Below are 19,351 nucleotides of genomic sequence, written 5' to 3'. Positions count from 1 at the left end.
ACCGCCGGACTCAACTTAGCAACACCAGGAAAGCCACCCCACCGGGGTGGCTTTCCTGCGTTAACACCCCGGCCGCACCGACCACCACCACCGCTGGTCGACCCTGCCGCGGTGCTCGAGTCCCGCCTGTGGTCGAGCTGGTCAAGACCCAGCCGCGCCCGGATTTCGGCAACCTCCATCACCGCGCGGGCCGTATCACCGCGCGGGCTGTATCACCGCGCGAGCTCTGCCACTTGTGGTCGGGGCTACACGGAGCTTGGGGTCGCCGGCTCGAGGACCTCGCCGTTGAGAACGTCGAGGGTCCAGCCGCCGGGGCCGCTCTGCGCCACCGTGAGTGCGGCGTTGTCGATCGTCGGGATGGGACGGCCCAGGACCCGCATCAGGCTCAGCCGGATCAGGGTGCCGTGGCTGACAACGATGATGCGAGCCCCCGGGTTGTCGCGCGCCAGCATTCGCAGTGCGTCGACCCCTCTGTCGGCGACGTCGCCCTCGGGCTCGGCGCCGCGGAAGCCTCCGTTGCCGGTCGTCCCCCCCGACTCGCGCAGGGCTTCCAGTTCGGCGCCGGCACCCAGGCCCTCGGCCAGGCCGTAGTCCCGCTCCACGAGGGAGGGGATGCGCTGTGTGACCGTCAGCCCGAGGCCGGCGGCGATCACGTCGGCTGTTTCGGCCGCCCGGGACAGGGGCGAGGAGACCAGGAAGTCCCAGTCGTACCGGCGCAACGCGCCGACCGCGTCCACGGCCTGCTCCCGGCCGGCGTGATTCAGCGGAATATCGGTGCGACCCTGGATCCGCATCGCGGCGTTCCATTCGGTCTGGCCGTGGCGGACGAGGGCGAAGGTAGTTGCAGAACTCACCCGTCCATTGTCCTCCAGCCGCGGCCCTCCGGCGGTCAGTCCCGGTAGGCGGCGACGGTGCGAGCGCCCGGACGGGCGGACGGCCGGACGAGTCGGGGAGTGGATCGGACGAGCCGGAGCAGGGCAAGAACGGACCAGCCGAGCATCACCACAAGGAGCACATTGCGAACGGTCAGGAGCAGGACGGCAAACGGGTCACCGTCGATCAGGGGGAGATAGAAGACAGGGAAGATCAGGGTCGTCAAGGCGCTGATGAGGAGCATCAGGTAGACCGGCGCGCGCCATTGCCGCCAGGCCGTGCCGGCCCCGACGACCACGATCGGCACGAGCCAGAGCATGTACTGCGGCGAACCGACCTTGTTGAACACGATGAAGGCCCCCACCAAGGCGAGCGAGCCGAGCAGGAGGAGTCGTGCGGGGTCGCCGCGCCGCCTGAGCCCGACCAGCATGAGGGTGAGTACGGCGACGAGCACCAGGAACATCAGCGGCGTCATCACCTCGGCGATGACCGCTGTGCCGGGGCCGGCGACCTCCCTGGTCGCTATGGCGTAGTTCTGATAGATGGCCGTGTCCGGTCTCCCGGAGACGGCCAGCCACACCCACGGCGTCGTCACGGGTGCCTCGAGTTGCAGGGCGCGGTCGGACTGCATGGTGATGAATCCGGTCAGGAAGCGGATCCCGCCCGAGGCCCATACGACCAGGGCGACGCCGGCGCTCATGGCCGCGCCGGTCACGGCGACCACTTTGCGGCGGCTGGAGACCGTGACGACGGCCAGCATCACGGCGGCCGGCCAGACTTTGATCCACGTGGCCGTGGTGAGCAGTGCAGTGGCCACGATCGGTCGGCGGGCGAGGAAAACCAGGCCGGTGATCACAAGCGGCGCGGTGAGTCCCTCCAGCCGTAGGAGGCCGACGGGGCTGAGCAGGAAGCTGAGGAGCAGCCACAGCCAGGCCGCCCGATACCCACGGGCATCCCGGCCCCGATCGGTCAGCGCGACCACGGCGATCGCATTAAGGGACATCGTCATCAGGAACCAGAGCAGCTGGTAGAGCAGAGGACCGCCGATGGCGGCGAACACGATCGGGACGAGGGCCCCGATCGGGTACACCCATTCGACATCGATGCCCTGCCAGAGGTCGTGGACGAGACCGTTCTCCGCCCAGGTGCGGTAGAGCGGCAGGTCTCCGAGTACGTTGCCGGTGAGGATGGTCGGCAGCAGGGCGAGCAGGAACACCATGTGGATGGCGAGGAAGCCCAGCACCAGGGTGCGGGGGGAGTGAAGCCAGGCCAGCCTGGTCGGGGTGAGGGCGTGGAAGAGCCGGCGGTCGGCCCGGTCGAGAAGCTGGGACACGGCACTCACCTCTGCAGACGTCGGCACCTGGAGCGGTGACTGACGCCAGCGTAGAAAACCCAGATGACAGGCAGGCTGCATCCGGGCGTCCATTGGGTGACACTTCTGAGAGTGTTCTCAGCGGGGAGAGGTTCCGGCCGGCTGCGTCCTTCTCGCCCTCGCCGATCACGGCGGTCGTGGAGCCACCGTTCGAGAATTTCTGCTGCGGCATTCGCCACCTCGATGCTCTGGAGTTCGGCCCGTGACCGGGCGATCCCAGCCCGGGAGGCGGACGGAAGACCCCATCCGGCACGGCACGGCTCGCTCAGGAGAGCAGTTCTCGGATGTCGGCGGCCGTCAGCTTGGTGCCTTGCGGCGCAGCATCCGTCATGACGCTCTCGAACAGGCGCGCCTTGGTGGCCTTGAGGGCCATCACCTTCTCCTCGATCGTGTCCTTGGCGACCAGTCGGTACACCATGACATTCTTCGTCTGGCCGATCCGGTGCACCCGGTCGACGGCCTGCGCCTCCGTGGCGGGGTTCCACCACGGGTCGAGCAGGATGACGTAGTCGGCCTCGGTGAGGTTCAGGCCGAAGCCGCCGGCCTTGAGGCTGATCAGGAAGACCGAGTTGGTGCCGTTCTTGAACTCGTCGATCGTGCGGGCCCGGCCACGGGTCTTGCCGTCCAGATAGGAGTAGCTGATGCCGGCGGCGTCGAGCCGGTCCCTGGCCTTGCCGAGATACTGGGTGAACTGGCTGAAGATGAGAGTGCGGTGCCCCTCCGCGACGGTGTCCGCCAGCAGCTCGAGAAGCGCGTCCAGTTTCGTGGACGGAACCCCTGCGTACCTCTCGTCGTACAGGCTCGCATCGAGGCTGAGCTGGCGCAGCATGGTGAGCGAACGGAAGATCTCGAACCTGTTGGCGTTCAGGTCGTTGATCAGCCCGAGCACCTTCTGTCGTTCCCTGGCCAGGTGCGTGTCGTAGACCTTGCGGTGCTTGGGGTTCAACTCAAGTTCGAGCACCTGTTCCTGCTTCTCCGGAAGGTCGCCGGCCACCTGGTCCTTGGTGCGGCGCAGCATGAACGGGCGGATGCGGCGGCGCAATTGGGTGAGGCGGTCGTTGTCTGCGTTGGTCTCGATCGGTTTACGGTAATAGTCGGTGAACCGGCCGGGGCTCGGGAACAGGCCGGGCGCCGTGATCGAGAGCAACGACCAGAGCTCCATCAGGTTGTTCTCCATCGGCGTCCCGGTGATCGCGAGCTTGAACGGCGTCTTGAGGCGGCGGGCACACTGGTGCGCCCTGGCCTGGTGGTTCTTCACGAACTGGGCCTCATCGAGCAGGAGTCCCGCCCAGTCCAGTCCGTTGTAGTCGTCGAAGTCGAGCCGGAACAGCGTGTACGAGGTGATCACGACATCCGCGTCGGCGCTGACATAGGCGAGGCTCGTGGAGCGCTTCGCCGCGGTCTGGGTGATCGTGGCGACGAGAAGGCTCGGGGCGAAACGGGCGCACTCAGCAGCCCAGTTCGAAACCACGCTCGTGGGGGCCACGACCAGGAACGGCGCGCCGCGCTCGCCCGGCGCCGAGGTGGGCGCCTGGTCGCGGGCGTAGGCAATCAGGGCGATCGCCTGCAGCGTCTTGCCGAGTCCCATGTCATCGGCGAGGATGCCGCCGAGTCGGTGGTCGAAGAGGAAGCTGAGCCAGTCGAACCCGGCCTGCTGGTAACCGCGCAGTGTGGCGTGGACCGCGGTTGGGAGCGGGCGCCGGTCGATCCGGTCGGCATCCGTGAGCCCGGCGACGGTCGTGCGCCACCCGGCGGCCTGTTCGGCGACCACGCCGAGGACCTGCAACTCGTCCCAGAGATCAGCCTGGAACCGGCTGAGTCCGAGCGACTCCGCGCCGGCGTCCTGCAGGCCGCGGGCCTCCTCGATCAGTCGGCGGAGCTGGTGCAACTCGGGGCGATCGAGGCTGAACCAGGTGCCGCTTTCCAGGATCAGGATCTCCTGTTCGGCGGCCAACGCCCGGAACAGATCGTCGAACGGGATCTCCTCGCCGTCGATGCTGACGGTCACGGCGAGGTCGAACCAGTCCCTGGTCGCAGTGCTCTCCGTGGTGGCCAGGCGGATCACGGGGGCATCGTCGGCGGGCCGGTACTGGGGGGCGTCGGCGCTGACCGTGACCCGGACGTCGTCCAGTTCCTCCAGTTCCTCCATGACCCGGCCCAGGAAATCGATCATCTCGGCACCATCGAGGGTCGCGATCACGGCCAGGCGCGGCCGGCCCTCGTGCGTCTGTTCGAGCGAAGGAAAACCAGTGAGCACCGGAAGAACAGCGGCGAGGATGGCGTGCTCGCGCGCGGGGTCCCTGAACCGGGTGTCGCCGGGCGCCGGCCGGAGGGCGCTGCGATGGAGCGCGCCCACAGTGTCCTTCTCCGCCTCGGCGGCGACGTACTCCCAGTCCCAGCGCAGTTCGAGGCGCGCCCCCGGTTGGTGCGTGATCTGGAGGGCCAGCCGTGGGTGGGGTGCCTCCGGCAGGGCGAAGGAGCCATCGGTGCTGGTCAGGGTGATCTGGCTGCGCAGGAAAGGGTAGAAGTCGGCGAGGAACAGGGCTTCGTCGGCGCCGGGAATGATGAGGGCGTTGGCGGATGCGGCCAGGGCGACCAGCTCCGCCCCGAGCTGGTGTTCGAGCGGCGCGAGGGTGATCGCGGCCGCGGCGTCGTCCCTCACCTTGCCCGCGGCGGGCTCGGCCCAGGTGAACACGCCGTGGGCGGGGCTGCCGATTAACCCGAATTCGGTGCGACCGAGGCGCCGGCCGGCCAGGATGACCGTGGGCGAGAGGGTGAGGGCGCCCTCCTCCCGGCGGATGTCGAGCTGGAGCGCGGCAGGGCCCGGTGCCACGTCCACCCACGCCAGTCCGTTCACGTCGCCGACCAGGGCCAGCCCGGCGGCCCTCGCCTCGGCGAGGATCTCCCAGAACGCCCGGTTGGCGAAGCCGTCGAGCAGGATCCACTGCTGAGTGAAGCCGGTGGATCGGTTACCTGCGGAGTACAGCGCGTACAGCGCCTTGAGGACCGTCAGCTGAGCGGGATCGTAGGCGCCGAAGACATAGGCGAGGTTGTCCCAGGTGAGATTGCCGCGGATCCACTTGCCCTTCTTGCCCATAATCACCGGGCGGGCGGCCAGCCTCCTTGGCCGGGGGCCGCCGGCGAATCGTGCATCGCGGACGGGGTCTTGCAGTTCGAACTGGAGGCCGACCGCCGTGGTCGCCGGGGCGTTGCCGGTCGCCCGGGCGAGCGGCGCAAGGGCGCGCTGCCAGTCCGGTGCGGCAGGCGGAGCGGGCGGGCCGGCGGAAGGCTCGAACCGGGGCGTCCGCCGGTCGCCGACCGCGCGGCCGGGTTCACCCGCCGGGGTGCCGTCTGCCCCTGGGGTAGCGGCGCTCACGATCAGGAGGGCCGCCACATGCTTGCAGTTCTTCTTCATCGGGCAGGTGCAGACTCCGGAGGCGTGCACCAGTGCGCCAGACGCGTTCTCGGTGAAGGACACGGTCACCGCATACGGTGTCGACCGGCTGCCCTGCACCTCCCCGAACAGCTGGGTGCCCGAGCCGAACCACTCCGGCGAGTTGACGTTGCCGTTGCGGGCATAGCGTTCACCGCGGGAGAAGGCCTGGCTGCCCACCAGTAGCGCGATCTGGTGGGAACTGAGCGAATGAGCCATGGTGAGGGTCCCTATTCTCCCACGGGACTGCGGCATCGACGCGGGCGGTGGCGCGCCGGGGCTAGGCCCGATCGGTCGAGGACCCCTTCCGGAGGGTGCGGCCCTGGAAGAAGGCCGGCTCGGCGCGCCGCATCAGCAGCATCAGCACGACGCCGCCGGTGAACAACACCATGGCGAGGATGAAGACCAGGCCGACCCCGCCGATGTTCGACCTGCTGCCGTAATCGGGGTTCATGCTGTCGTACAGGGTGGTCGCGAAGATCACGCCCAAGATAACTCCGCCGACGAGCGGGGCGAGGAGTTTGAGGAAGAACGCCCTGGCCTGGGTGAAGGCCTCGGTGCGGAAGTACCAGACGCACGCGAACGCGGTGACGCCGTAGTAGAAGCAGATCATCATGCCGAGGGTCAGGATGGTGTCGGTGAGCATATCCGTGCTGAGCATCCGCATCGCCGCGTAGAACACCCAGGCCACGATGCCGGCCACCAGGGTGGCGAAGCCCGGCGACTTGTAGCGGGGGCTGATCGAGGCGAACCGCATCGGTAAGGCCTTGTAATGGCCCATCGCGAACATTGTGCGCGCCGGGCCGACGAAGGTGGACTGCAGGGAAACGGCCGAGCTCGACAGCACGGCCAGTGACATCAGGATGGCGAACGGTCCCATCACCGGCCCGGCGAGGGCGGCGAGGACGTTCCCCCGGATGCCCTCGTTGCCGAGCCCCAGCTCCCCCACGCCGACGCCGGAGAACATGAGGGCCGCGACCGCGACGAGGATGTACAGCGCGAAGATGATGCCGACCGTGAGGGTGGCCGCGCGCCCGGGGGTGGTCTTGGGGTTCTTCGTCACCTCGTTCACGGTGAGGGTCACGTCCCAGCCCCAAAAGATGAAGATCGAGAGTGAGATCCCGGCCGTGAAGGCGGAGAACGACGGGGCGAGGAACGGGTTGAACCAGCCGGCGCTGAAGGCGAGGGCATCGAACGCCGTACCGGTGCCGAATTGCACCAGGGCGGCGACGCTGAACCAGACCAGCACGACAAGCTGGAAGGCCACGAGCACGTACCGCACCGCCTTGGTGGTTTCCATTCCCCGATAGGAGAGGTAACAGGCCGCCATCAGGAAGACCAGGCAGCTGAGCACGTTGATGACCACGTTGGAGGCGAGGTCGGCCAGGTCGGGATTGCCGAACAGCTGACCGAGCATGAGGTAGAAGAAGTCTACGGCGACGCCGGCGAGGTTGGACAGCACGACCACGGTGGCGACGATGAGTCCCCAACCACCCATCCAGCCGATCCACGGGCCGAACGCGCGGGTGGCCCAGGTAAAGGAGGTGCCGGCATCCGGCATGGCGCTGTTGAGCTCCCGGTAGCCGAGCGACACCAGCAGCATCGGGATGAAGCCGACCAGGAAGATGCCCGGCATCTGCGTGCCGACGGCCGCGACCGTCGGACCGAGCGAAGCCGTCAGAGTGTAGGCAGGGGCGATGCAGGAGATGCCGATGACGGTCGCGCCGAGCACCCCGATCGAGCGGGCGCTCAATCCCTTGTCGGACAGGCCGCTGGTGGTGGCTCCGGCGGACCTCGAAGGGTCGATGTTCGTCATCGGCGCGGCTTTCTGTCGGCGCTGTTCCGTCAGCGCGTCAGTCGGGCGTGCGTGCCGGTGGGGACGACGATCAGGGGCACGGGAAGGGCGTGCAGCATGCGGTGTGCCGTGATGCCGAGGAAGATCGTGGTGGGCTGGGCGAGCCGGCTCGACCCGACGAAGGCGATCTCGGTCTCCTGCCAGTCGAGGGCCTCGACAGCGGCCTCCACGTTGTGGCCGGACGCCACCTCGGTGGTGATGTCCCCGTGCGCCCTGGAATGTGTCGAGAAGTAGTCGAGCACGGTGCGAAGGTGGGCCCCGCTCTCGTTCTCGTCGGCCACCGCCTCGCCGCCTGTCGCGTGAGTGCGGTAGGCGTCGACCTCGACGAGGGTGACGAAGCGCAGATCCACGGTGAGGCCCTCTGAGAACGCGAGCACCGAGTCGAGCAGGGTGCGCCAGCCCGGACGGGTGCCGATTGCGCAGGTGATTCGCGTGATCTGCTCCGGGGCCCGGTAGCCGTGCGGTGCGAGGGCGACGGGCACCGGCGACGCGTGCAGCAGCGAGTTCGCCACGCTGCCGATCGTGAACCGGTTCAGGATGCCGCGCCGCGAGGCGCCGACGATGATCCGGTCAGAGTCGAATCTTTCGACCGCTTGCAGCAGCCCCTCCGTGGCCGAGTCCGCCCAGAGCAGATTCGTCGTTGCGACGACGTCCGCGGGGATCCGCAACGCGGCCTGCGCGAGCCACTCCAGGCCCTGTTCCTCGAGCAGGGCCTGGAAGTCAGAGGCAGACGCACCTACCTTGGCGGGCACGGCGGAGGAGTGCGGCAGCACGAGGCAGAGCCGCAACTCGGCCCCGGTCAGGCGAGCCAGGGCGACACCCAATTCGATGGCTTCGTTGCCGCGTTCGGTCGCTTCGTAAGCGACGACGTAGTTCGCTACTCGGGTCACTCTGCTCAACTCCTTCGATTTTGCGGTGCCGCGGTCAATGCTGGTGCTCTTCGTGCGTGCCGTGGTTGTGCTCGTCGTGCGTGCCGGAGGTTCCGGGGGCGCAGTGTGCGCTGGGGCTCGATTCCACGGCGAGCGACGGGTTGCGGTCGAAGAAGCCGACCGGTTTCAGCCAGAACGACACTGTGTCGGCCGGCATGACCGGCCATTCCTCCGGCCGGGTGATGTGGTGGATGCCAAAAACGTACCAGAGCACGAGGTCGGTGTCGCGGACGGATCGTTTTGCCTGGATCCACTCGGGCAGCCCGTGGTCCACCGAGCTCTGGTTGACGAATTCACCGCAGGGCCAGCGCTCCGCCTCATCGTTCGGGGTGACCCAGACGGTGTGCCCGATCACCTGGGCGCGCTGCAGGGCCGGTGCGGCTGAATCGAAGAACGAGGGGATGGCGCCCCCGGGCACCAGCTTGTAGGACACGGGGGTGCCGAGGCCGTTCAGCGACTTCTCGTTCACGACCTTCCAGGCCCGCTGGGTGTTCCACTCGAAGTCGTCGAAGCCCTCGGTCTCCATCGGGGTGTTCTGCTGGGTCAGCGCCAGACCGAGCGGATTCGCCCCGCTGATCGGTTCGATCCGGGTCTCGGAGCGGAAGACCGTGTTCTCCGGGCCGTCGATGTCGAGGTCCATCCGGGCGACGATGAAGTGCTGGTGGAACGGGGCGTAGGTGCGGGTATCGACGAGCGTGCCGTTCGGATGCGGCTGGCCGGCGTCGAGGTGGGTGACCACCATGATCCCGGTGGCGCGCACCTCGCACTCCATGTTGCCGTCCTGGTAGAAACGCCAGTAGACGAGGTACTCGTAGTTCGCGACGGTGACGTGGAAGGACACGACGAGGCGACGCATCCGTCGCACCTCGGCCCGGCCATCGTGGTCGACGTGCTTCCAGAGCACCGCGTTGTCCTCCTCGTGGATACAGATGGCGTTCGGGATCGTGTACGGCTCACCCTTGCTGTTGTGCAGCACCGCGTCGAGGTAGCGGATCTCGCCGAGGCAGTCGCAGCCGAGTTCGAGCGAGGTGGTCATGAAGCCGAGGCCCCACTCGCCGATGTCGAAGGCGGTGCGGCGGAAGTGATCGACGCTGGGGTCGCGGTACGGCACGACCATTTCGGCGAAGGAGAGCCGGTTGGCGATCGGGCGCAGCCGGCCGCCGTCGGTGTAGCCCACATTGTGCAGGGTCATGCCCTCGCGGTAGTTGAAACCGACCCGGAAGGACCAGTTCTGCCACTGGACCAGGTTGCCGTCGACAGTGAAGCTCGGCCCGTCGGACTGCACGATGTCGAGCGGCTTCAGCGGTGGGCGGCGGCTGAGCTCGCGGATGCGCGGCGGAATCAGGTGCGGAACGTATTCGCCCATGATTTCCGGGCGCTCGACCTCGAACGAGTCCTCGATCTCGAGGAGTTCCATCGTGTTCACGTCGATCACGAAGTGAAGGCCGCTGACCGGCCCGGCGTAGGGGTTCGCGCCCGTCTCCCTGCGCACCCAGATATCCGCCCAGCCGAGCCTGCGGCCGCGGAACCGGTCGGGGATGACGGCGTCGCCGTAGGTCCAGGTGTCGATGAAAACGTTGTCCAGGTCGGTGATGCCCCGGCCCATGAGCACGGCGACCACATCGGGGTGGGTGCGGAGGGCGTTATCCGCCTCTTCCCACTCGTCGACGGTGAAATTTGCCTGCACACCGGGCACGGTGGCCCAGTCGAGCAGGGCACCGTCTGCGAGGGAAACGACCCCAACCCAGGTGCTGTTCTCTGTGCGGTTGAGTACCACCAGCCTGGCCCGCCGGTCCGGCATTGTGCCGTCGGCCTCGAAGGCTCTGATTGCGCTCTTGGCGGGTTCGACGAGTTCGATCGATGCGAAGCGCCAGCCTTCGCCGACCCCGTGTTCCCGGGCGAGGATGGCGGACGCGGCGGTGAACTCGGCTGCGGCCAGTGGATCGAGCGGGTGAAAGGCCATCGTGATTCCTCTGCGTTGAAGAGCGGATGCGGGCGGGTCGTGCGCATGCAGTCACCCACACCGTACATCCAGAGGACGGCACCCGGCGGGGGAAGAGCGCTCGCCGGCGCAAAATTTCACCTGCCCTGCATCCGCTATTCCGTGCCGCTGGCGTGTCGGTCGAATATCAAATAAAGTTGAGTCGACAAGACTCAGCTTCTCCGCCAGTCCCTGGGGGGGCCGGTCGGCCAGAGAGAGGACCTCCCGATGCAAGCAGGTCAGCAGCCGCGCCAGGAAGACGCCAAGACGGCCCTCGAGCAGTACGGGGTCAACCTCACCGAGATCGCCAAGAGCGGCAAGCTCGACCCGGTGATCGGCCGGGACGCGGAGATCCGCCGGATCAGCCAGGTGCTCACCCGGCGCACCAAGAACAATCCCGTGCTCATCGGTGAACCCGGCGTCGGCAAGACGGCGGTTGTGGAGGGCCTTGCCCAGCGCATCGTCGCCGGCGACGTCGCCGACTCACTCAAGGGCAAACAACTCGTCTCCCTCGATCTGGCGGCCCTGGTGGCCGGGGCCAAGTACCGCGGCGAGTTCGAGGAGCGGCTGAAGGCGGTGCTCAAGGAGATCAACGACGCCGAAGGCGAGATCATCACCTTCGTCGACGAGCTGCACACGCTGATGGGCGCGGGCGGCGGTGAAGGCTCGGTGGCAGCCTCCAACATGCTCAAGCCGATGCTGGCCCGTGGTGAGTTGCGTCTGATCGGCGCCACGACTCTCAACGAGTACCGCGAGTTCATCGAGAAGGATGCCGCGCTGGAGCGCCGTTTCCAGCCGGTCCTCGTCGACGAGCCCAGCGTGGAAGACACCGTGGCCATCCTGCGCGGGCTTAAGGAGCGCTATGAGGCCCACCACAAGGTGTCGATCGCGGATGCGGCGCTGGTGGCCGCGGCATCCCTCTCCAATCGCTACATCACCGCCCGGCAGCTCCCCGACAAGGCGATCGACCTGATCGACGAGGCCGCGAGCCGGCTACGGATGGAGATCGACTCGGCGCCGGTGGAGATCGACGAGCTGCGGCGCAGTGTCGACCGGCTCAAGCTCGAGGAGCTGGCGTTGAAGAAGGAGAAGGACGACGCGTCGAAGCAGCGGCTGGAAAAGCTCCGCGGGGACCTGGTCGAGCGGGAGGCCAACCTGGCCGGGCTGCAGGCGCGCTGGGACAAGGAGCGGTCCTCGCTCAACCGGATCGGCGAACTCAAGGAGAAGCTGGACACCGCGCGGAGCGCCGCCGACCGGGCCCAGCGCGAGGGCAACCTGGAGAAGGCGTCCCGGCTGCTCTACGGCGACATCCCGGTGATGGAGCGCGAGCTGGCGGAGGCGGAGCGGGCGGAATCCGACGGGCCCCGAATGGTCAACGACCACGTCACCGCCGAGGACATCGCTGCGGTCGTGGCCATGTGGACCGGTATCCCGGTGGGCCGGCTGCTGCAGGGCGAGACCGACAAGCTGCTGAACCTGGAGGGCGAGCTCGAGCACCGGCTGATCGGCCAGAAGGAGGCCGTGCGCGCTGTCGCCGACGCCGTGCGCCGCAGCCGGGCCGGGATCTCCGACCCGGACCGGCCGACCGGGTCGTTCCTGTTCCTCGGGCCGACCGGCGTCGGCAAGACCGAGCTGGCCAAGGCGCTCGCCGAGTTCCTCTTCGACGACGAGAAGGCGATGGTGCGCATCGACATGAGCGAGTACGGGGAGAAGTTCTCCGTCTCCCGGCTCGTCGGGGCTCCTCCCGGCTACATCGGCTATGAGCAGGGTGGGCAGCTCACCGAGGCCGTGCGCCGCCGCCCCTACTCGGTGATCCTGTTCGACGAAGTGGAGAAAGCGCATCCGGAGGTCTTCGACGTTCTGCTGCAGGTGCTTGACGACGGGCGACTGACGGATGGCCAGGGCCGCACGGTCGACTTCCGCAACACGATCCTGGTGCTGACGTCCAACCTCGGTTCGCAGTTCCTGACCGATGCGGGCCTGAGCCGGCAGCAGAAGAAGGAGGCCGTGCAGAAGCTGGTGCGTCAGACCTTCAAACCCGAGTTCGTCAACCGCCTCGACGAGATCGTCGTGTTCGAGTCGCTGTCGATGGAGGACCTCGGCCAGATCGTCGAATTGCTCGTCGACCGGCTCGAGCGCCGCCTGGTCGAGCGGCGGCTCGAGCTCGCGGTGACCCCGGATGCCCGGTCCTGGCTGGCCGAACGCGGCTACGACCCGATCTACGGCGCGCGACCGTTGCGCCGGCTGATGCAGACCGAGATCGACGACCGCCTGGCGAAGGCGCTGCTCTCGGGCAAGGTCCGCGACGGTGATACGGTGCTGGTGGACCTGGACCCCGACGAGGATGCCCTCACCGTGGCCCCCGCCCCCGCCCTGGTCTGACCCCGCCCCCCGCCCCGCCCCCCGCCCTGGCCCTGCTCCTCCAATCCTCTAACGCCCCTGTCCCTCCCGCGAGAGTGCAGTTTTCGCCCCTTGGGACCTCCTGAAGGGCGAAAACTGCACTTTCGCGGCAAGCGGAAAGCGGGCGGAAGACCGGGGGACGGTCAGGAGGGGCATCTAGGGTCGAAGGATGCGTGCAACAGTGATCCACGGCGAACGGGATGTTCGCCTTGAAGAAGTCCCAGACCCCACCCTTTCCAGCGGCGGTGACGCCATCGTGCGCGTCGTCGCAGCCTGCGTTTGCGGCTCGGACCTCTGGCCCTACCGCGGTGTGCAGCCCACCGACGAACCACACCGGATCGGCCACGAATTCGTGGGCATCGTCGAGGAGATCGGCGCCGACGTCTCAACCATCAAGGTCGGCGACTTCGTCATCGCGCCGTTCTACGACTGCGACAACACCTGTGTCAACTGTCGAAACGGCGTCAGCACCTCCTGCCTGAACGGCGGTTGGTGGGGCTCAGACGACCAACTCGGCGGCTTTGCCGACGGCGCCCAGGGCGAGAAGGTGCGCGTGCCGCACGCGGACGGCACACTTGTGGCGACCCCGACGCTGCCCACCGACGCCCAGGTTCCGGGCCTCCTGACCCTCGCCGACGTGATGGGCACCGGCCACCACGCCGCTCTGTCGGCCGGGGTGACCACCGGTAGCACCGTCGTCGTCGTCGGCGACGGCGCGGTCGGACTCTGCGGCATCATCGCGGCCAAGCGCCTCGGTGCCTCCCGGATCGTGGCAATGTCGCGCAATCCCGAACGGCAGGCTGTTGCCCGCGAGTTCGGCGCGACGGACATCGTCGAGGAGCGCGGCGATGCGGGAGTTGCCCGCATCCGTGAGATCTTCGACGGCATCGGCGCGGACTGCGTGCTCGAGTGCGTCGGCACGAAGGAATCGATGGAGCAGGCCATCGCCTCGGCCCGGCCCGGCGGAATGGTCGGCTACGTCGGCGTGCCCACCGGCGGCCCGATCGAGGTGCGGCCGTTGTTCGGCCGCAACGTCGGCCTGAACGGTGGCGTCGCATCCGTGCGGGGTTACGTCGAGGAGCTCCTCCCCGAGGTGCTCTCCGGAGCAATCAACCCCGGGCGCGTGTTTGACCTCGAGCTGCCGCTGTCCGAGGTCGCCGAGGCGTATGCCGCCATGGACGAGCGCCGTGCGATCAAGGTGCTCCTCCGCCCGTAAGGACGGCTGCGCTCCTGCCTGTCGTCGAGCTTGTTGAGGCAGGGATTTCGACAAGCTCGATCACCGGGGTTGGCTTAGGCCCCTCCAGTAGCAGTCGCCGGGCCGCCAGCCCGATGACCGCGCTGTAAGTTGGATAGGCGAAGCGCACCCTGGCCAGGGTGGCGACGTCGATTCCGGCGGCCATCGCCGTGGTCACGGATTGGACGACCTCGATCGCGTTCTCCCCGGTGGCATGGGCTCCGAGGATCAGTTCCCGCCGACGGTCGGCGATGAGCTTGAGGAACCCGGGTTCCCGGCCGTCGATCACGGCGCGGTCGAGGTCGGAGTAGGGCACCGTCGCGACGACGCAATGTGGGTCGCGAGATCTCGCCTCAGCCTCGGTCAACCCCACGCCCGCGTAGTCGGGGTCGGTGAAGCCACCGGCCGGGAGCAGGTGGTGCGGTGTCCTGCGGTTGGCGTCCAGCACCGCGTTTTCGGCCGCGGCCTCACCTTCGAACTGAGCGGCCTGTACGAGCATGTCACGTCCGTTCGCGTCACCGACCGCGAAAATGTGCGGCACATTGCTCCGAAAGTACTGGTCGACCGGGATGGCCGAACGCTCCGTGGTGACGCCGGCCTTTTCGAGCCCGAGGTCGTCGACATCCGCCGGCCAGCCCGTTGACATGATGACCGCGTCAAAGCCGGCGGATTTCCCTGCCCCCTGCTCACGCCAGGACAGCGTGAGGGTTCCGTCGGTTTCCTGCTCGATCGCGGTGACCGTCTCGATTCCGGTGTGCACGGCTACGCCCTGCTGGCGGAACGCCGCCGACACCGTGTCAGCGATGTCGGAATCCGAAGCCATCAGAATTCGCGGGGCGATGTCGAGCACGGTCACTTCGGAGCCGAAGGAACTGAACACCGTGACCAATTGGGCGCCGGTGTTGCCCGCACCGATCACGGCGACCCGGCGGGGCAGCTCCGGCAGGCTCAGAATGTCCTCCGGGACCGTTGCGAAATGCGCCCCCGGCACGGGCAATCGTCGGGAGTGCCCGCCGACGCAGACCAGGAAGGTGGTGGCGGTGAGGATGCGGCCGGTCTTCAGGACCACGGAGTGCGGATCGACGAATCGCGCTCGACCTTCCTGCACCAGTTCGATTCCGGCAGCGGCGAACCGCTCGGCTTCGCTCTTGATCGAGCGGACCCGGTCCACCCGGGACTGCACCCGCGCTACCGTGGTGGCCCAGTCGATGCGCGGATCGCTGACCTCGATTCCGTAGGTGTCCGCCGTGCGCACCTCTCGAATGAGGCGTGCCGCTTTGGCAAGCACTCTCGTGGGTACGCAACCCGTGTTCACGCAGGTTCCACCGAGCCGGTCGGCCTCCGCCACGGCGACCCTGGCGCCCAGCTCTGCGGCCCGGAGCGCGGCGGCCGTTCCGGCGGGCCCCGCGCCGATGACAACGACGTCGAAGTGGTCGGGGGTGCTTTGGGTCATTGAGTTCTCCGCGCTGGGTCGCTGCTGGTCTCGCCCGCGGATACAGGGGAGAGACAATCGGATCTCTTTCTTACCCGACGGGACTGTACAGATACTGAGCCGCGCCGTTGCCCATCGGGCCGGGCCGTGCCGGGCCCGAACGGGGACTCCGGCAGAAGGTCAGTCGTTGACGAGGAGGAGTTCGGCGAGGGGCTTGCGGATGCGCGGGGAGCGTTCGCGTTCGAGGAGCTCAGGGGAGAGAGCGTCGGGGTCGCCGAGCACACCGAGCACGGTGACGGAGACGACGGCCTGGTCGTCGCCGAGGCCGAACGCCTGGGCGAGCGCTGGAGCGTCGAAACCGCCGAGCTGGTGGGTGTGCAGGCCCTCGTGCTGCGCCTGGATCGTGAGGTGCGCCACTGCCTGGCCGAGGTCATACCTGGCCCACGGGTTCTCACGGGTCTCGTCGATGGGCAGGTTCGCGACGTTGACAATCAAGACGGATGCGGCATCCGCCCACGCTCGGTTGAAGCCCATCAGGGTGGCGTGGATCTTCGCGAAGCTCGCGGAACCGCGGCGGGCGACGATGTAACGCGCCGGCTGCAGGTTGCTTGCCGACGGCGCCCAGCGGGCGGCCTCGAGCACGGTGGTGAGGGTGGACTCGTCGATCACGGCGGACGAGTCGAAGCCACGCGGGCTCCAGCGGCCGGCGAGCACGGGAAGGATCGGCGACGCGGTGTCGGCCGCGCGGCTGATGGTATCGGTGATGAGGGTCATGGGCCCGTCTTTCGCTGGGAGGAGGAATCAGGGCAACGCTGACCCACGAGCTTCAACGCATCCGTTCGCCGTCTATTCCCTCTATTCCATGCACCTGCATCAACAATCCCGTCACGTGACGTTCCTGGCCGCGAGAGTGCACTTTTCGCCCGTCGGGAGGCGTGAGAGGGCGAAAAGTGCACTCTCGCGATTGGAATCTAGGGAGTCGGGAGGGAGGGGCGCCGGGTTGGGGGAGCGGCGGGCGGCTACGGGGCGGTGAGGTTGGCGCGCACCTCGCGGCGGAGCACCTTGCCGACCAGGGAGCGGGGGAGCTCGTCGACCTGCACGATGTTGCGTGGAACCTTGTAGGCGGAGAGCCGGGTGCGGCAGTAGGTGCGCAGCTCCTCGACGTCGAGAACGGCTCCCTCGCTGAGCACGACCGCGGCCACGACGTCTTCGCCGCCGTTCCGGCTCGGCAGACCGACCGTGGCGGCGTCCGCGACGTCCGGGTGCGAAAGCAGCGCCGCCTCGACCTCGGAAGGTGACACGTTGAAACCGCCCGTGATGATCAGTTCCTTGATCCGGTCGACGACGGTGATGAAGCCGTCGGCAGAGACCCGAACGATGTCTCCGGTGCGCAGCCAACCGCCCTCGAGCAGCACCTTCGCGCTCTCGCTCGGCTGGTCCCAGTAGCCGGAGAAGACCTGCGGGCCGCGGATGTGCAGCTCGCCCTCCTCCTCGATACCCCGGTCGATGGTCGGGTCGGCCGGGTCGACCACCCGGATCTCCGTGCTCGGGAACGGCACGCCGACCGTGCCGGGCCGCCGGGTGGGACCCATCGGGTTGCCGACGGCAATCGGTGATGCCTCGGTCATGCCGTAGCCCTCGACCAGCAGGCCGCCGGTTGCGGCCTCCCAGCGTTCGACGATCGACACCGGCAGGCTCATCGCGCCCGAAATGGCGAAGCGGATGCTGCGCAGGCTCACCTTGCGTTCCGCGGCCGCCCTGACCAGCCGGTCGTAGATCGGCGGGACCGCGGGCATGAACGTTGGCGGGGTGCGGCGGGCCGCGTCGAGCAGTAACCGCTCGTCGAACTTGGGGAACAGCACGAGCCTGGCCCCGGTGGCCATTGCGAAGGTCAGGCACAGGGTGAGACCGTACGCGTGGAACATCGGCAGCACCGCGTAGAACACCTCTTCGCCCACGTGCAGGCCCGGCACCCACGCCTCGCCCTGGAGGGCGTTGGCGCGCAGGTTGAAGTGGCTGAGGATGGCGCCCTTGGGGTTGCCGGTCGTGCCGCTGGTGTACTGGAGAGCGGCGGTGTCGTCGATCTTCGGCCGCGGGTGGTTGTGCCGGAGCCTGCGAGAACCGACCAGCGACGACCATTCGATCGCGCCCTTGGGTAGTGAGTTCACGGTGAGAGCGCTCCGGGCGGCCCTGGCCTTGCCCACGGGCAGCCGCAGGGCCACGCGTTTGCCCAAGGGCATCGCTTCTGTCAGGTCGACGGCGATGACGGAGCGCAGCCCCATGTCTGCCGGGAAGTCGCGTATGGTTCCGTAGACCTTGTCCCAGACCACGGCGACGGTGGCGCCGTGGTCCTCGAACTGGTGCCGCAGTTCACGCTCGGTGTAAAGCGGGTTGTGCTCGACCACGATCGCGCCGAGCCGGAGCACGGCGTAGAACGCCACCACGTGCTGGGGGCAGTTCGGCAGTACGAGGGCCACCCGGTCGCCGGGTTTCACGCCGAGCCGCAGCAGCCCGTTGGCCACCCGGGAGATCTGCTCGCCCAGTTCGGCGTAGCGGGTGGTGGCGCCGAAGAAGTCGAGCGCAACGTCGCCCGCGAACCGCCGCACCGACTTCTCGATCATGTCGACGAGGGTCTCGGTCGGCTCGGTGATGGTCGCAGGCACACCTGGAGCATAGGAACCGAGCCATGGCTTGTTCGCGAACACGTTCATCAGGCGCTCAACTCATCTTTCAGGGCGACGATGAACGCATCGATGTCCGCTTCGGTGGTGTCGAAGCCGCACATCCAGCGCACCTCATTCCGGGCCGCATCCCAGTCGTAGAAACGGAACGACTCACGAAGGCGGTCGGCGACCCCGGCGGGAACAACCGCGAACACGGCGTTGGACTGGGTGGCCTGGCTGAAGCTGACGCCCCGGATCGAGCCGTCCACCATCCCAGCTTCGAGGGCGGCGCGCAACCGGGCGGCCATCTGATTGGCGTGGCCGGCGTTGCGCAGCCAGAGGTCGTTCTCGAGCAGCGCGATCAGCTGGGCCGAGATGAACCGCATCTTCGAGGCGAGCTGCATATTCAGCTTGCGCAGGTAGATCAGGCCGGCGGATGCGTTCGGGTTCAGCACCACGATGCATTCGCCGTACATCATGCCGTTCTTGGTGCCGCCGAAACTGAGCACGTCGACGCCGGCGTCGCGGGTGAAGGCCCTGAACGGCAGCCCGAGCGAGGCCGCGGCGTTGGAGAGCCGCGCGCCGTCCATGTGCAGCATCATGCCGTGCGCGTGTGCGTGCTCGGCGATGGCCCGCACCTCCGGGACGGTGTACGCGGTGCCGAGCTCCGTGGTCTGGGTGATCGATACGACGAGCGGCTGGGCGCGGTGCTCGTCGCCCCAGCCCCAGGCCTGCTGGTCGATCAACGCCGGGGTGAGCTTTCCGTCGGGGGTGTCCACGGTGAGCAGCTTGATGCCCGCGACCTTTTCCGGCGCCCCTGCCTCATCGGAATTGATGTGCGCGGTCGACGCGCAGACGACCGCGCCCCAGCGCGGCAGCATCGACTGCAGCCCGATCACGTTTGCGCCGGTGCCGTTGAACACCGGGAACGCTTCGACGCCGTCTCCGAAATGCTCCGCGAAGACCTCCTGCAGTCTGGCCGTGTAGAGGTCTTCGCCGTAGGCGATCTGGTGTGCGCCATTCGCCCGGGTGATTGCCTCGAGGATCTCGGGATGCACTCCCGAATAGTTGTCCGAGGCGAAACCGCGCGAGTTGAGGTCATGGAGTTGAGTCACCCCTCCATCTTCGCGCATCAAGCTCCTTCGATTCTGTGCAGACTGCGGGTCGAACCCGACCGAA

The 19,351-nt window shown here is 67.8% G+C and carries 12 protein-coding genes; 2 read left to right on the top strand and 10 right to left on the bottom strand.

Annotated elements, in window-relative coordinates:
* Window positions 1-245: 245 nt before the first annotated feature.
* The 6 genes from E3O19_RS08460 to E3O19_RS08435 all read right to left on the bottom strand — a co-directional run bounded on the left by E3O19_RS08460 (window position 246) and on the right by E3O19_RS08435 (window position 10,425).
* Window positions 246-854: a histidine phosphatase family protein gene (locus tag E3O19_RS08460; RefSeq protein ID WP_277613019.1), complete on the bottom strand. Its 609-nt coding sequence runs from the start codon at window positions 852-854 to the stop codon at window positions 246-248.
* 35 nt (window positions 855-889) lie between these two features.
* Window positions 890-2,206 (bottom strand): glycosyltransferase 87 family protein, encoded by a 1,317-nt coding sequence (locus tag E3O19_RS08455; RefSeq protein WP_166804521.1) that lies wholly within the window; start codon window positions 2,204-2,206, stop codon window positions 890-892.
* Window positions 2,207-2,510: 304 nt separating this feature from the next.
* Window positions 2,511-5,897, bottom strand: coding sequence for a DEAD/DEAH box helicase (locus E3O19_RS08450; RefSeq protein WP_134566899.1), 3,387 nt, complete (start codon window positions 5,895-5,897; stop codon window positions 2,511-2,513).
* A 61-nt stretch (window positions 5,898-5,958) separates the two neighbouring features.
* Window positions 5,959-7,494 (bottom strand): APC family permease, encoded by a 1,536-nt coding sequence (locus E3O19_RS08445; protein ID WP_134566898.1) that lies wholly within the window; start codon window positions 7,492-7,494, stop codon window positions 5,959-5,961.
* 29 nt (window positions 7,495-7,523) lie between these two features.
* On the bottom strand, window positions 7,524-8,423 hold the full coding sequence (locus E3O19_RS08440) for a universal stress protein (protein WP_166804520.1): 900 nt from the start codon (window positions 8,421-8,423) through the stop codon (window positions 7,524-7,526).
* Between the two features lie 34 nt (window positions 8,424-8,457).
* The gene (locus E3O19_RS08435) at window positions 8,458-10,425 is read right to left on the bottom strand and encodes a primary-amine oxidase (RefSeq protein ID WP_134566896.1); all 1,968 of its coding nucleotides are present in this window, start codon (window positions 10,423-10,425) and stop codon (window positions 8,458-8,460) included.
* Between the two features lie 246 nt (window positions 10,426-10,671).
* On the opposite strand from E3O19_RS08435, the gene E3O19_RS08430 reads away from it, so the two are divergent.
* Entirely contained in the window at window positions 10,672-12,825 is a 2,154-nt protein-coding gene (locus E3O19_RS08430) for an ATP-dependent Clp protease ATP-binding subunit (RefSeq protein ID WP_134566895.1), read from the top strand.
* 187 nt (window positions 12,826-13,012) lie between these two features.
* Window positions 13,013-14,059 (top strand): zinc-dependent alcohol dehydrogenase family protein, encoded by a 1,047-nt coding sequence (locus E3O19_RS08425; protein ID WP_134566894.1) that lies wholly within the window; start codon window positions 13,013-13,015, stop codon window positions 14,057-14,059.
* Here E3O19_RS08425 and E3O19_RS08420 read toward each other — a convergent pair.
* The 4 genes from E3O19_RS08420 to E3O19_RS08405 form a co-directional block, all read right to left on the bottom strand.
* Complete coding sequence (locus tag E3O19_RS08420) at window positions 14,037-15,530, bottom strand: dihydrolipoyl dehydrogenase family protein (protein ID WP_134566893.1); 1,494 nt, start codon at window positions 15,528-15,530, stop codon at window positions 14,037-14,039. The genes E3O19_RS08425 and E3O19_RS08420 overlap by 23 nt on opposite strands.
* Window positions 15,531-15,689: 159 nt before the next feature.
* Window positions 15,690-16,283: a nitroreductase family protein gene (locus E3O19_RS08415; RefSeq protein ID WP_134566892.1), complete on the bottom strand. Its 594-nt coding sequence runs from the start codon at window positions 16,281-16,283 to the stop codon at window positions 15,690-15,692.
* Window positions 16,284-16,528: 245 nt separating this feature from the next.
* Complete coding sequence (locus E3O19_RS08410; protein ID WP_134566891.1) at window positions 16,529-18,220, bottom strand: long-chain-fatty-acid--CoA ligase; 1,692 nt, start codon at window positions 18,218-18,220, stop codon at window positions 16,529-16,531.
* Window positions 18,220-19,305 carry a threonine aldolase family protein gene (locus tag E3O19_RS08405; RefSeq protein WP_134566890.1) on the bottom strand — a complete coding sequence of 362 codons (1,086 nt, stop codon included), beginning with the start codon at window positions 19,303-19,305 and terminating at the stop codon, window positions 18,220-18,222. The genes E3O19_RS08410 and E3O19_RS08405 overlap by 1 nt, the downstream gene beginning before the upstream one ends.
* Between the last annotated feature and the right edge of the window lie 46 nt (window positions 19,306-19,351).

The sequence above is a fragment of the Cryobacterium algoritolerans genome (assembly GCF_004402785.1).
GTDB classification, from domain to species: domain Bacteria; phylum Actinomycetota; class Actinomycetes; order Actinomycetales; family Microbacteriaceae; genus Cryobacterium; species Cryobacterium algoritolerans.
Note: the sequence above shows the minus strand (reverse complement) of the source record. Positions and strands in the feature narration are given on the sequence as shown.